11 protein-coding genes are annotated in these 12,287 nt (G+C 59.1%); 8 read left to right on the forward strand and 3 right to left on the reverse strand.

The window, feature by feature from the left end; genetic code table 11:
• The first annotated feature begins 84 nt into the window (after positions 1 to 84).
• From CKW20_RS04955 to CKW20_RS04975, 5 genes are all read left to right on the forward strand, one after another.
• Positions 85 to 318 (forward strand): hypothetical protein, encoded by a 234-nt coding sequence (locus CKW20_RS04955; protein ID WP_095051901.1) that lies wholly within the window; start codon positions 85 to 87, stop codon positions 316 to 318.
• A gap of 215 nt (positions 319 to 533) precedes the next feature.
• Positions 534 to 875, forward strand: coding sequence for a ribonuclease E inhibitor RraB (locus CKW20_RS04960; RefSeq protein ID WP_007902188.1), 342 nt, complete (start codon positions 534 to 536; stop codon positions 873 to 875).
• 357 nt (positions 876 to 1,232) lie between these two features.
• Positions 1,233 to 2,642 (forward strand): circularly permuted type 2 ATP-grasp protein, encoded by a 1,410-nt coding sequence (locus CKW20_RS04965; protein WP_030131628.1) that lies wholly within the window; start codon positions 1,233 to 1,235, stop codon positions 2,640 to 2,642.
• A gap of 12 nt (positions 2,643 to 2,654) precedes the next feature.
• Complete coding sequence (locus CKW20_RS04970) at positions 2,655 to 3,605, forward strand: alpha-E domain-containing protein (RefSeq protein WP_095051902.1); 951 nt, start codon at positions 2,655 to 2,657, stop codon at positions 3,603 to 3,605.
• Positions 3,602 to 4,405, forward strand: a complete 804-nt coding sequence (locus CKW20_RS04975; RefSeq protein ID WP_095051903.1) for a transglutaminase family protein — start codon at positions 3,602 to 3,604, stop codon at positions 4,403 to 4,405. The genes CKW20_RS04970 and CKW20_RS04975 overlap by 4 nt, the downstream gene beginning before the upstream one ends.
• Before the next feature lie 125 nt (positions 4,406 to 4,530).
• Here CKW20_RS04975 and CKW20_RS04980 read toward each other — a convergent pair whose 3' ends face one another.
• Positions 4,531 to 5,352, reverse strand: coding sequence for a cytochrome c (locus CKW20_RS04980; RefSeq protein WP_095051904.1), 822 nt, complete (start codon positions 5,350 to 5,352; stop codon positions 4,531 to 4,533).
• 637 nt (positions 5,353 to 5,989) lie between these two features.
• Between CKW20_RS04980 and CKW20_RS04985 the strand changes: the two genes are divergently transcribed.
• The 3 genes from CKW20_RS04985 (at position 5,990) to CKW20_RS04995 (ending at position 10,208) form a co-directional block, all read left to right on the forward strand.
• Entirely contained in the window at positions 5,990 to 7,195 is a 1,206-nt protein-coding gene (locus CKW20_RS04985) for an acetyl-CoA C-acetyltransferase (protein WP_095052262.1), read from the forward strand.
• A gap of 38 nt (positions 7,196 to 7,233) precedes the next feature.
• Positions 7,234 to 9,378, forward strand: coding sequence for a 3-hydroxyacyl-CoA dehydrogenase NAD-binding domain-containing protein (locus tag CKW20_RS04990; protein WP_095051905.1), 2,145 nt, complete (start codon positions 7,234 to 7,236; stop codon positions 9,376 to 9,378).
• 95 nt (positions 9,379 to 9,473) lie between these two features.
• Complete coding sequence (locus CKW20_RS04995; protein ID WP_095051906.1) at positions 9,474 to 10,208, forward strand: amidotransferase; 735 nt, start codon at positions 9,474 to 9,476, stop codon at positions 10,206 to 10,208.
• 56 nt (positions 10,209 to 10,264) lie between these two features.
• Here the strand turns inward: CKW20_RS04995 and CKW20_RS05000 are convergent, their stop codons facing one another.
• Positions 10,265 to 11,236, reverse strand: a complete 972-nt coding sequence (locus tag CKW20_RS05000; protein WP_095051907.1) for a magnesium and cobalt transport protein CorA — start codon at positions 11,234 to 11,236, stop codon at positions 10,265 to 10,267.
• Between the two features lie 137 nt (positions 11,237 to 11,373).
• Positions 11,374 to 12,096 (reverse strand): 1-acyl-sn-glycerol-3-phosphate acyltransferase, encoded by a 723-nt coding sequence (locus CKW20_RS05005; protein ID WP_095051908.1) that lies wholly within the window; start codon positions 12,094 to 12,096, stop codon positions 11,374 to 11,376.
• Positions 12,097 to 12,287: the final 191 nt, after the last annotated feature.

The raw sequence follows: 12,287 nt of genomic DNA on the forward strand, positions 1-12,287 counted from the left end.
CGCGGTAATCCGTTTGAACGATCACTCCGGGCAAAAGTCCAGATAGAAGTAAGCCCATCCATGGGTTTTATCGAGGAGGCACCGATGCAAAAGTGGAAAATCACTTTCGTGGATGATCACGGTGAAACAGTGGACGAACTCTTCGAGTCCGAGGAATGCCCGAACAGCGAGCAAGCCGCCAAACTCATTCGCGCCCGGCGCCTGCCGGTCGCTGCCGAACTGGATCTCAATGATCTGGAGGGTCGTACCGATGATCCGACCGTCAAAAGTCTGAAATCCCAGAACAGCATTGAAATCATCAGTATTACTCCAATCTGATACACCTCTCGTCACATTCATACCCAGGCCTTGGCAGCAGCTCTATCTAGAGGCTACTCTGCAAGCGAGATCAGCGAATGACTCGCTAAGGTCTGGTCTTGTCAGCTACATGCTTGCTTCCCGTCGGCAACCTCTGTTGCCGTATCGCTCTCACCAATCGGTTGAAAGTGCAGGGAATACGGAAAGTCTATCCATCAGTCTGAGGGGGACGTTTCATGAGCACAGCCTATCAAGAAGACATCAGCAGCAGCGTGCTGCGCCGCATGAAAGAAGGCGGTTTCGACTTTTCACGATTCCATCCCATCGAGTTCTACGCCATTTTCCCGGACGAGGAGCGGGCACGCAGGGCGGCAGGTCATTTCTGTGGTGAATCCTTGAATGCCCAGATCAGCGTGCGCGACGACGGCGCGTGGCATCTGGAACTGAGCAAAGTGATGTACGCCACCTATGACGGGATTGGCGACTTTGAGCAGGACTTCGAGGCGGTGGTCGAGCCTCTGGGCGGTATCATCGAAGGATGGGGCGTCAAGCAGGAGGTACGAGGGTTACTCGCATAGTCTTATGAACAGTGACAACACTCAGTAACGGCTGACCTTTGGGTTGGCCGTTTTCGTTTGTGGAAATGTGAAATTGAATACGGACCTGTAGGCGCTGGCTTGCCAGCGAAGGCTGCGCCGAGAGCAACACATGACTTCGGGGCCCTTCGCCAGCAAGCCGGCTCCTACAGGCTATGCTGCTGATAGGCGACAGCATTGCTTCGCCATGAAGCGGGGGCGATCAGGTTGGGGTATTTACCGCACAGGATTGGTGCGGTACGTGCAGCGCCTATATCCAACTTATTGATATCAAAGCGTTTATGCCGATGGCACGGGCCTTGCGAAGGCCTGGATGTCCGGAGTGACAAGGAGTACGGCATGATCCGCACCTATTTTGATGAGATGTACGATGCCGGCGGCCAGGTCCGCCCGCATTATCGGGAGTTTGCCCGTTGGCTGGCCGAAACGCCTGACGAGCTTTTGGCACAACGGCGACGCGAGGCCGATCTGTTATTTCATCGTGCCGGGATTACGTTCACGCTCTACGGAGATGAGCAGGGGACAGAGCGCCTGATTCCCTTCGACACCATTCCCCGCAGCATCCCCGCCAGTGAATGGCGGGTCGTCGAGCGCGGCTGCATTCAACGGGTCAAGGCATTGAACATGTTCCTTGCCGACCTCTATCACGAGCAGCGCATCATCAAGGCCGGCATCATCCCGGCCGAGCAAGTGCTGGCCAACGAGCAATACCAGTTGGCGATGCAAGGGCTGGATCTGCACCGCGATATCTATTCGCACATTTCCGGCGTCGATCTGGTGCGCGATGGCGACGGCACGTACTACGTGCTCGAAGACAATCTACGTACACCCAGCGGCGTGAGCTACATGCTCGAAGACCGCAAGATGATGATGCGCCTGTTCCCCGAGTTGTTCTCGGCCCAGCGCATCGCACCGATCGACCACTATCCGAATCTGTTGCTCGACACCTTGAAAAGCTCCAGTCCGCTCGACAACCCGAGTGTGGTGGTGCTGACGCCGGGGCGCTTTAACAGCGCATTTTTCGAGCATGCGTTTCTGGCCCGGGAAATGGGCGTTGAACTGGTCGAAGGCGCAGACCTGTTCGTGCGCGATGACAAGGTGTTCATGCGCACCACCGATGGGCCGAAAGCCGTCGACGTGATCTACCGTCGCCTCGACGATGCCTTCCTCGATCCGCTGGCGTTCAATCCGGATTCGATGCTCGGCGTGCCAGGGCTGCTGTCGTCCTACCGCTCCGGCAACGTGGTGCTGGCGAATGCCATCGGCACCGGGGTCGCGGACGACAAGTCGGTGTACCCCTTCGTCACGGACATGATTCGTTTCTACCTGGATGAAGAGCCGATCCTGAAGAACGTGCCGACATGGCAGTGTCGTAATCCCTCGGAACTGTCCCACGTGCTGGCCAATCTTCCGGAACTGGTGGTCAAGGAAACCCAGGGTTCCGGCGGCTACGGAATGCTGGTGGGGCCGGCGGCGACGGCAGCGGAAATCGAATCGTTCCGCGAGCGGATCAAAGCCAAGCCCCACGCGTACATCGCCCAACCGACGTTGTCTTTGTCGACCTGTCCGACCTTTGTCGAAAACGGCATCGCTCCACGCCACATCGACCTGCGCCCGTTTGTGTTGTCTGGCCGCGAAACCCGGGTTGTGCCCGGCGGTTTGACCCGTGTCGCCTTGCGTGAAGGCTCCCTGGTGGTGAATTCCTCCCAGGGCGGCGGAACCAAGGATACCTGGGTGGTCGAGGATTGAAGGAAGCCTGCCATGTTAAGTAGAACTGCCTCGGATCTGTATTGGATGTCGCGTTACCTGGAGCGGGCGGAAAACCTCGCACGGATGCTCGACATCAGTTATTCGCTGTCACTCATGCCCCAGGACGGTCGTGGCGATGGCTTGCACGAACTCGCCATGCCGTTGCTGATCACCGGCACCCTCGACGATTACCTGGAGCGCCACGGCGATCTGCATGCCGAACGGCTGCTGCATTTCTTCGCTTTGGATGCGGCCAATCCGGCGAGCATCTACAGCTGCCTCGGTGCCGCGCGAGTCAGCGCCCATGCGGTGCGTGGGCGAATCACCGCCGACATGTGGGAAAACATCAACGCTACCTGGCTGGAAATTCGCGGGATTGCCGAGCAGGGCTTGAGTCGCTACGGCATGAGTCGTTTCTGTGAGTGGATCAAGGAGCGTTCCCACCTGTTCCGCGGCGCGTCCTACGGCACGATCATGCGTAACGACGCGTTCCGGTTCATTCGTCTGGGTACCTTTATCGAAAGGGCTGACAACACCTTGCGCCTGCTCGACGCCCGTTACGAAATGGCCGGCGATCAGGCCGAAGCAGTCAGCGACGGCACGGCCCACGCGTATTACCAGTGGAGCGCCTTGCTGCGAGCCCTATCGTCGTTCGAGGCCTACACCGAGATCTACCGCGACGCCCCTGGCGCCCGGCATGTGGCCGAGTTGTTGCTGTTGCGCGCCGACGTGCCGCGATCCCTGCGCGCCTGCACCGAAGAAATCGACCAGATCCTCGCCCAATTACCGGGCGCCAACGGCCGTCCTGCCCAGCGTTTGGCGGCAGAAATGGACGCGCGCCTGCGTTACACCGGTATCAACGAAATTCTCGACGAAGGCCTGCATGCCTGGCTGACCGAGTTCATCCCGCTGGTGCGCCAGTTGGGCAACGCCATACACAGTTCCTACCTGGAGGCTGCATGAGACTTTCCATTAGCCACGAGACCACCTATCACTACGAAGATCAGGTGCGGGCGAGCATCCAGTACCTGCGACTGACCCCCCATGACAGCGAGCGCCAACACGTGCTCAGCTGGCAGCTCGACCTGCCACGCCCGGTGCGTGCGCAGCTCGATCCGTTCGGCAACATTCTGCATGTGCTGACCCTGGACGAACCTCACGAAGCGATCATTATCGGCGCCCGAGGGCAGGTGGACATCGACGAACTGCGCGAAGCCGAGCATGAAAGCCAGTCGGCGCTGCCGTTCCTGCGCTTCACGCGCCTGACTGAGGCCGACGAAGCGCTGCGCGCATTCGCCGAGAAGGCCTGCAAACAACGCCGGGATCGTACGGCGCTGATCGATTTGATGCATGGCCTGAACCAGCACATGACCTACACGCCGGGTTCCACCGAAGTGGACACCAGCGCCGCCCAGGCTTTCGCCGGGCGTTCCGGTGTCTGCCAGGACCACACCCATGCGTTCCTCGCCTGCGCCCGCAGCCTGGGCATTCCCTCGCGTTATGTGTCGGGGTATCTGTACAGCGAGAACAGCGAACACTTGGCCAGTCATGCCTGGGCTGAAGCCTGGCTGGATGACGCCTGGTACAGCTTCGACGTAACCAACGAACTGGCCCGCCCGGAGCGTCACCTGAAACTGGCCGTGGGCCTGGATTACCTCGACGCCTGCCCGGTGCGCGGCATGCGCCGTGGCGGCGGGGGCGAGCAGATGCATGCGAAGGTATTTGTTTCGCCGACGCCGGTGATCTCCGTCCAACAGCAGTAACCTACCACCGATCGTTCCCACGCTCTGCGTGGGAATGCCTCCACGGACGCTCCGCGTTAGGCTTTGGATGTGACGCAGAGCGTCACGGGCTGCATTCCTTTGCTGCGCGTGGGAACGATCACTGACTAGGGCTTCACCTTTCGCCCGGCCATATGCTTCAAATACCCCACCAACAATTCCAGATCCCCCTCCGGTAACACCGTCGTCGCGAACGCCGGCATCTTCGCCTGCGGCCACTGGCGCAAGCTCTGCGGATCACGAATGTAGCGCTTGAGGAAATCCGCGCCGAAGTACTCGGTCGGGTTGAACGGAATATTCAGGTCCGGCCCGAACTGCGCATCTCCCGCCCCATTGAGTCGATGACAGGCCAGGCAGTTCTTCTGAAACAGCGCAAAGCCCTTGTTCACCGGATCATCCGCCTTCAGCGCAGGATCGGGCAGCAGGGCAGGGAAGCGCTCGGCCACCGGGGCCATGCGCTTGATGCTGGCCACTTCGAACGGCCATTGCTCAGGGCTGATGTTGCCTGCCTGCGGATTGGTCCAGACCAGATAAAACGGCCCCGCACTGTGCTTGCCCTCTGACAGCGGCGGCCACGGCTGGGCCGGGTCTTCAATCGCCAGCCAGGCCCGCGCGCCTTGGGTATTGAGCAGCGGCGCGGCAGCCAGTTCGGCGGCAAAACCGTCCAGGGCAACGGCTTGCAGGTGATCGTCAGGCTTGATGCCCGTCAACAGCGCCGCCAACGGCACGGCGCGATAGCTCATGTCCCGTTTGTAGGAAACATCGTTAGTGATCGTGATGGTCTGAACCTGAGGATGCTTGAGCAATTGCTCGGTCTGCCAGGTGCCAGGGCTCGCGCCCAGCTCAAGATTCAGCTGTGCGGCAGACAGAGGCGTGCTAAGCAGCAAGGCCCCAAACAGAATGAGTGCTTTCAAGTGATCGCCGTCCATGTCGTAGAAGTGCCGCAAAGGTTGGCACAGCCACGCTGACCCGGGTAGCGAGCAAATCACATTTTTATCAGGCGAAATGAAAACCCTGAAGCTCGATCAGCCAATCACCTTGGTCAGGTTCGGCAAAATCAACAACAGTGTAGTGGCGAATAGAATGAGCCCGGCTTGACGAACTTTCGAATGCTTGAACATGGCTTGACCGCCTTTTTTGTTATTTCCTGATGCCTGCCTGCCTATCTCCATGACGACAGAGCGTTGCACTTCCTTGTAGAACGAGTGCCTCGGCAAAACCCGACGACAACTTCGTACAAGGTTTACCTTAGGGCCCGCGTCACGGTTGGCTTAGATCCATTTCGTATGTGTTACTCGCTTATTGCTTCTAAAAAGGCATGAGGCTTATGGCCAGCTTCTTGGGCGCCCGTTGGCTAGACAGCTCGGTGACGTGAATCGATTTATCTGATAGCAGACTACCGTTCGTCTGAGCGTGACCGTCAACGCCAATGAGCACTGTGGTCATTGAATCCATGGCTGCTCGGCATAAGGTGAGTGCATAAAGATCAGGGTCACACGGTCTCCTGTAGGAGCTGCCGAAGGCTGCGATCTTTTGATCTTCATCACCATCAGGTTCGAGGACGTCATGACCCAAGCTTTGATATTCGACGCGTTACGCACGCCCCGTGGCAAAGGCAAGGCCAATGGCGCCTTGCACAGCGTCAAGCCAGTGAACCTGGTGGCCGGGCTGCTGACGGCGCTGCAGCAGCGTACGTCCCTGGACACCAGTCAGGTCGATGATGTGGTGCTCGGTTGCGTGACGCCCATCGGCGATCAGGGTTCCGACATCGCCAAGACCGCCACGCAGGTGGCCGATTGGGACGTCAGCGTGGCCGGCATGCAGCTCAATCGCTTTTGCGCGTCGGGGCTGGAAGCGGTGAACCTCGGGGCGATGAAAATACGTTCCGGCTTCGAAGACCTGGTGGTAGTCGGTGGTGTCGAGTCGATGTCCCGCGTGCCCATGGGCAGCGACGGCGGCGCTTGGGCACTGGACCCGGAAACCAATTTTCACAACCACTTCACGCCCCAAGGCGTGGGTGCCGACCTGATCGCCACGATTGAAGGCTTCAGCCGTGAGGACGTCGATGCCTTCGCGTTGCACTCCCAGCAGAAGGCGGCGCGGGCGCGGGCGAACGGTTCATTCAACAAGTCGCTGGTGCCGGTGCAGGACCAGAACGGCATCATCCTGCTCGATCATGATGAGTTCATTCGCGCCGAATCGACGATGGAAGGCCTGGGCAAGCTCAAGCCGAGCTTCGAAATGATCGGGCAAATGGGCTTTGATGCCACGGCATTGCGGGTTTACAGCCAGGTCGAGCGGATCAACCACGTGCACACGCCGGGCAACAGTTCCGGGATCGTCGATGGTGCGGCGCTGATGCTGATCGGCTCCGAGGCCCGTGGCCGGGCGTTGGGCTTGCAGCCACGGGCGCGCATCGTCGCCACGGCGGTCACCAGCACCGACCCGACCATCATGCTCACCGGCCCCGCGCCGGCTACGCGCAAGGCGCTGGCCAAGGCCGGGCTTCGGGTCAAAGACATCGACCTGTTCGAAGTCAACGAAGCGTTCGCTTCGGTCGTGCTCAAGTTCATCAAGGACATGGCCATAGACCCCGATAAGGTCAACGTCAACGGCGGTTCCATCGCCATGGGTCACCCGCTCGGCGCCACTGGCTGCGCGATTCTCGGCACGCTGCTCGATGAACTGGAAACCCGGCGCCTGCGCTATGGCCTGGCGACATTGTGTGTCGGCGGCGGCATGGGCATTGCCACCATCATCGAACGCCTCTGAGCCTGACTTTAAGAAAATCCGACGCAAGGAAAATTGCCATGACCCAAGCCATCCGTTACGAAAAGGGTCAGGACCAGATCGTCGTCCTGACCATCGACATGCCGGGCCAGAGTGCCAACACCATGAACGCGGTCTACCGCGACGCCATGGCCACCTGCGTCGCCCGACTGGTCGCCGACAAGGACGCCATTGCCGGCGTGATCATCACCTCGGCCAAGAAGACCTTCTTCGCCGGCGGCGACCTCAATGAACTGATCAAGGTCGGCAAACCCGAAGCCAAAGCCTTTTACGACATGGTGCTGGCACTCAAGGGCCAACTGCGCACCCTGGAAACCCTCGGCAAACCGGTGGTCGCCGCCATCAATGGCGCGGCGCTTGGCGGTGGTTGGGAGATCTGCCTGGCCTGCCATCACCGCGTGGCGCTGGACAATCCGTCGGTGCTGCTTGGCCTGCCGGAAGTCACTCTCGGCCTATTGCCGGGCGGCGGCGGGGTAGTGCGCATGGTCCGCATGCTGGGCATTGAAAAAGCCCTGCCGTATCTGCTTGAAGGCAAGAAAATCCGCCCGCAACAGGCGTTACAGGCGCGGTTGATCGACGAATTGGCTGCCGATCGCGATGAGCTGATGACCAAGTCGAGAGCGTGGATTGTTGCTCACCCGGTCGCTGCGCAGCGCTGGGACGTGAAGGGTTATCAGATCCCTGGCGGCACGCCGTCGGACCCGAAGCTCGCGCCGATGCTGGCCATCACGCCATCGATTCTGCGCAGCAAAACCCAAGGCTGCCTGCCCGCACCGGAGAAAATCCTCTGTGCTGCGGTGGAAGGCGCTCAGGTGGATTTCGATACGGCGCACCTGATCGAAACCCGTTACTTCACCGAACTGACCACCGGCCAAGTGGCGAAAAATCTCATCGGCACGTTCTGGTTTCAGCTCAATGAGATCAATGCCGGCGGCTCGCGCCCCCAAGGCATAGCGCCGTATGTGACGAAGAAAGTCGGCGTGCTCGGCGCCGGGATGATGGGCGCGGGCATCGCGTTTGTCAGTGCATCGGCCGGCATCGACGTGGTGCTCAAAGACATCAACCTCGCCGCGGCAGAGAAGGGCAAGACCCACTCGGCGGCGTTGCTGGACAAAAAGGTTGCGCGTGGTCAGTTAACTCGGGAGCAGCGCGAGGCGATTCTGGCGCGAATCCATGCCACCGAAAACGATACGGACCTGGCCGGTTGCGACCTGATCATTGAAGCAGTGTTTGAAGATCGCGAACTGAAGGCCAAGGTCTCATCAGCCGCGCAAACAGTCGTCGGCCCGGATGCGGTCATCGCCTCCAACACTTCGACCTTGCCGATCAGCGGTCTGGCCACCGCCGTGCCGGACCCGACGAAATTCATCGGCCTGCATTTCTTCAGTCCCGTGGAGAAAATGCCGCTGGTGGAAATCATCAAGGGCGTCCACACCAGCGACGACACCCTGGCTCGCGGTTTCGATTTCGTTCTGCAAATCAAGAAAACCCCGATTGTGGTCAACGACAGTCGCGGCTTCTTTACCTCCCGAGTGTTCGGCACCTTCACCAACGAAGGCATTGCCATGCTCGGCGAAGGCGTGAGCGCGCCGATGATCGAGACCGAAGCGCGCAAGGCCGGCATGCCCGTCGGGCCTCTGGCGATCTCCGACGAAGTTTCCCTCAGCCTCATGAGCCATATCCGCGAGCAAACCGCCAAAGACTTGCGAGCAGAAGGGAAAGCCCTGATTGAGCACCCGGCGTTCGCCGTGATTGATTTGCTGCTCAAGGAATACAAGCGTCCGGGCAAGGCCGCTGGGGGGGGGTTCTACGATTACCCGGCCACAGGGCAGAAGCATTTGTGGCCAGGGCTGAAAAGCCGTTTCGAGAAAGCCGATGGGCAGATTTCGCCGAAAGACATACGCGATCGACTGCTATTCGTCCAAGCCATCGAAACCGTGCGCTGTATGGAAGAGGGCGTGCTGACCTCGACGGCGGATGCCAACGTTGGCTCGATCTTCGGCATCGGCTTCGCGGCCTGGACTGGCGGTGCGCTGCAGTTCATCAACCAGTACGGCGTGCAAGACTTCGTCGCCCGCGCCCAGTATCTGGCCGAGCAATATGGCGAGCGCTTCACACCGCCTGCGCTGCTGTTGGAGAAAGCCGCCAAAAACGCCTTGTTCTAAGGGACCGATGACGCGCTCCGGGGCTTGCCTTGCCACCGTGTTTCGAGGCAGGCTCTGGGGTGTGCATTATTCCCTTCATGTGTCAGGTATTTTTTATGTCGTTACGCATCTGCATTCTGGAAACCGACATCCTGCGTCCGGAACTGGTCGATCAATATCAGGGTTACGGGCAGATGTTCCAGCGTCTGTTTTCGCAGCAGCCCATCGCTGCCGAGTTCACCGTGTACAACGTGATGCAGGGCGATTATCCCAGCGATGACCTGACCTTCGATGCGTATCTGGTCACCGGCAGCAAGGCCGATTCCTTCGGCACCGACCCGTGGATTCAAACCCTCAAGACGTACCTGCTGAATCGCTACGAGCGCGGCGACAAACTGCTGGGTGTGTGTTTCGGCCATCAGCTGCTGGCGCTGTTATTGGGTGGCAAAAGTGAGCGGGCAACCCAGGGTTGGGGCGTGGGCACCCATAGCTACAAACTCGCGGCCAAGGCGCCGTGGATGAGCCCGGTGAGGGAGGATCTGACGCTGCTGATCAGCCACCAGGATCAGGTCACCGCGCTGCCGGAAAACGCTACGGTCATCGCCTCGAGCGATTTCTGCCCCTTCGCCGCATACCACATCAACGATCAAGTGCTGTGCTTCCAGGGGCATCCAGAATTCATTCACGATTACTCACGGGCGTTGCTGGATATTCGTCAGGAAGCGCTGGGCGAGCAGATTTATTCGAAAGGTATGGCGAGCCTTGAACACGAGCATCACGGCACTACCGTTGCAGAGTGGATGATGCGGTTTGTGGCGCACAAGCCCGAGGATGAAGCGGTTAAACGCTAAGCGAAACCTGTAGGAGCGAGGCTTGCCCGCGAATTGTGCAGACGCCTCGGTCCCGACTACAACCACCCCGACCGCTTGAAACTCGCCCACAAACCGACACACCCAACAGTGATAAACCCCAACACCCCGAAATACCCATAATGCCAACTCAACTCCGGCATATTCTGGAAGTTCATCCCGTAAATCCCGGCCACTGCCGTCGGGAACGCCAGAATCGCCGCCCACGCCGCAAACTTGCGCTGCACCACGCTCTGCCGTGACGCCTCCAGCAACACCCCGACCTCGATGGTCTGGCTGGCAATGTCCGCCAGGGTTGTCAGGTCTTCCATCTGTCGCCTGACGTGAATCTGCACATCGCGGAAGTACGGGCGCATGTTCTTGTCGATAAATGGAAAGCTCAGGTTCTGCAATTCCTCGCTGATCTCCACCATCGGTGCCGCAAAACGGCGCAAGCGCAATACATCACGGCGCAGACTGTGGAGTTTCTGAATGTCGCGCTCATTCAGGGAGCTGCACATTACGCTGTTCTCCAGCTCATCGATCTCGGCATGGATCGCTTCGCCCATCGGCTGGTAGTTCTCAATCACGAAGTCGAGGATGGCATAGAGTACGAAATCTTCCCCATGTTCCAATAACAGCGGGCGCGCCTCACAACGTTGTCGGACATAGGCGTAGGACGCCGAATGACCATTGCGTGCGGTAATGACGTACCCCTTGCCGGCAAAGATATGAGTCTCGATGAACTGCAGTTTGCCTTCATTGCGGATCGGCGAATACGTGACGATAAACAGTGCGTCGCCGAAGGTTTCCAGCTTCGGTCGGCTGTGTTTTTCCAGGGCGTCTTCGATGGCCAGTTCATGCAGGTTGAACTGACGTTGCAGGTTGAACAACTCTTCGGCGTTCGGCTCTTCGAGGCCGATCCACACAAAGTGACCAGGCTTGGCAGCCCATGCGGCACCTTCATCGAGGGTGATATTGGTGACTTTCTTACCGGCGCTGTAAACCGCAGCAGCAACGACTCTACCCATGATGGTGATTCACTTCTTATTAGCGTAAAGACTGGCGGTGCCAGGCAGGATTGAGCTTAACCTTGTCTACTGCTTGAGAGTCAGCAAAATCTGCAGAGTTCGCAGGCAAAAGAAAACCCGCACAGGGCGGGTTTCATTCAGGCGGCTTGCAGTTGCCGATCCATCGAGTCGATGCACTCGCGCATCTGGTCGCGGCACTGGGCGATCAGCATCGGCAAGTCATCCAGACTCAATCCAGCCGTAGGAATCGCCGGCAGCGAACGGATCAGAATTTTCCCACTGCGCCAGCGGTTCAATCGCATGTGTTTGACGTAACTGCTGACACACACCGGAACAATCGGCACGCCCGCGGCAATCGCCATCTGGAACGCGCCTTTTTTGAACGGCAGCAGCTCTTCGCCCAGGTTGCGGGTGCCCTCGGGGAAGACCCAGATCGAGGTATCTTCATGCTGCAAAGTGCGAGTAGTGGTCAGCATCGACTGGCGTGCCTTGTGCGCATTGCCGCGGTCAATCAGCACGTTACCAGCCAGCCAGAACAACTGCCCGAACAGCGGCACCCACTTCAGGCTCTTCTTGCCAATGCACACGGTACGACGGGGCACCACGTTGCCGAACACAAACAGATCGTAGTTGGACTGGTGGTTGGCAATGATCACGCAGCTGTCAGGCTTTTCCATCAGCGGCCTGACGTCGGCCTTCACCCGCAAACGCAAAATGCACATCGCCGGCCATGCATACAGGCGCGCGCATAAACGGCTGTTGTCCGGATTGAACGGCCGGCACAGACCCAGAATCACCCCAAGCACCCCGGCCAGAATAAAGTGCAAGCCCATCAATAACATACGAAACACAAACAGCATTTAAAGGGTCCACCGGGACAAAAGGTGGCGCAGTGTACGGATGTGCACTATTTTCGGCAATTGCCGCTAGGGAAGTGGGAAATGGCCGATGTTTGAGCGCATGTTTCCGACTTATAGGTCAGATGCGGTCTAGAGCGGTTGTAAGGTTTAAAACCAGGCACGCAAGAAAAAGCCCGACACGACGGTCGGAC

It is taken from the genome of Pseudomonas sp. Irchel s3b2 (genome assembly GCF_900187445.1).
Classification (GTDB): Bacteria; Pseudomonadota; Gammaproteobacteria; order Pseudomonadales; family Pseudomonadaceae; genus Aquipseudomonas.

Bases quoted from the DNA above. Each gene is read 5' to 3' on its own strand.
- CKW20_RS04960 (WP_007902188.1), top strand. From the start codon at position 534: ATGAGCACAGCCTATCAAGAAGACATCAGCAGCAGCGTGCTGCGCCGC.
- CKW20_RS04985 (WP_095052262.1), top strand. From the start codon at position 5,990: ATGACCCAAGCTTTGATATTCGACGCGTTACGCACGCCCCGTGGCAAA.
- CKW20_RS05005 (WP_095051908.1), bottom strand. From the start codon at position 12,096: ATGCTGTTTGTGTTTCGTATGTTATTGATGGGCTTGCACTTTATTCTG.
- CKW20_RS04980 (WP_095051904.1), bottom strand. From the start codon at position 5,352: ATGGACGGCGATCACTTGAAAGCACTCATTCTGTTTGGGGCCTTGCTG.
- CKW20_RS05000 (WP_095051907.1), bottom strand. From the start codon at position 11,236: ATGGGTAGAGTCGTTGCTGCTGCGGTTTACAGCGCCGGTAAGAAAGTC.
- CKW20_RS04955 (WP_095051901.1), top strand. From the start codon at position 85: ATGCAAAAGTGGAAAATCACTTTCGTGGATGATCACGGTGAAACAGTG.
- CKW20_RS04990 (WP_095051905.1), top strand. From the start codon at position 7,234: ATGACCCAAGCCATCCGTTACGAAAAGGGTCAGGACCAGATCGTCGTC.
- CKW20_RS04975 (WP_095051903.1), top strand. From the start codon at position 3,602: ATGAGACTTTCCATTAGCCACGAGACCACCTATCACTACGAAGATCAG.
- CKW20_RS04965 (WP_030131628.1), top strand. From the start codon at position 1,233: ATGATCCGCACCTATTTTGATGAGATGTACGATGCCGGCGGCCAGGTC.
- CKW20_RS04995 (WP_095051906.1), top strand. From the start codon at position 9,474: ATGTCGTTACGCATCTGCATTCTGGAAACCGACATCCTGCGTCCGGAA.
- CKW20_RS04970 (WP_095051902.1), top strand. From the start codon at position 2,655: ATGTTAAGTAGAACTGCCTCGGATCTGTATTGGATGTCGCGTTACCTG.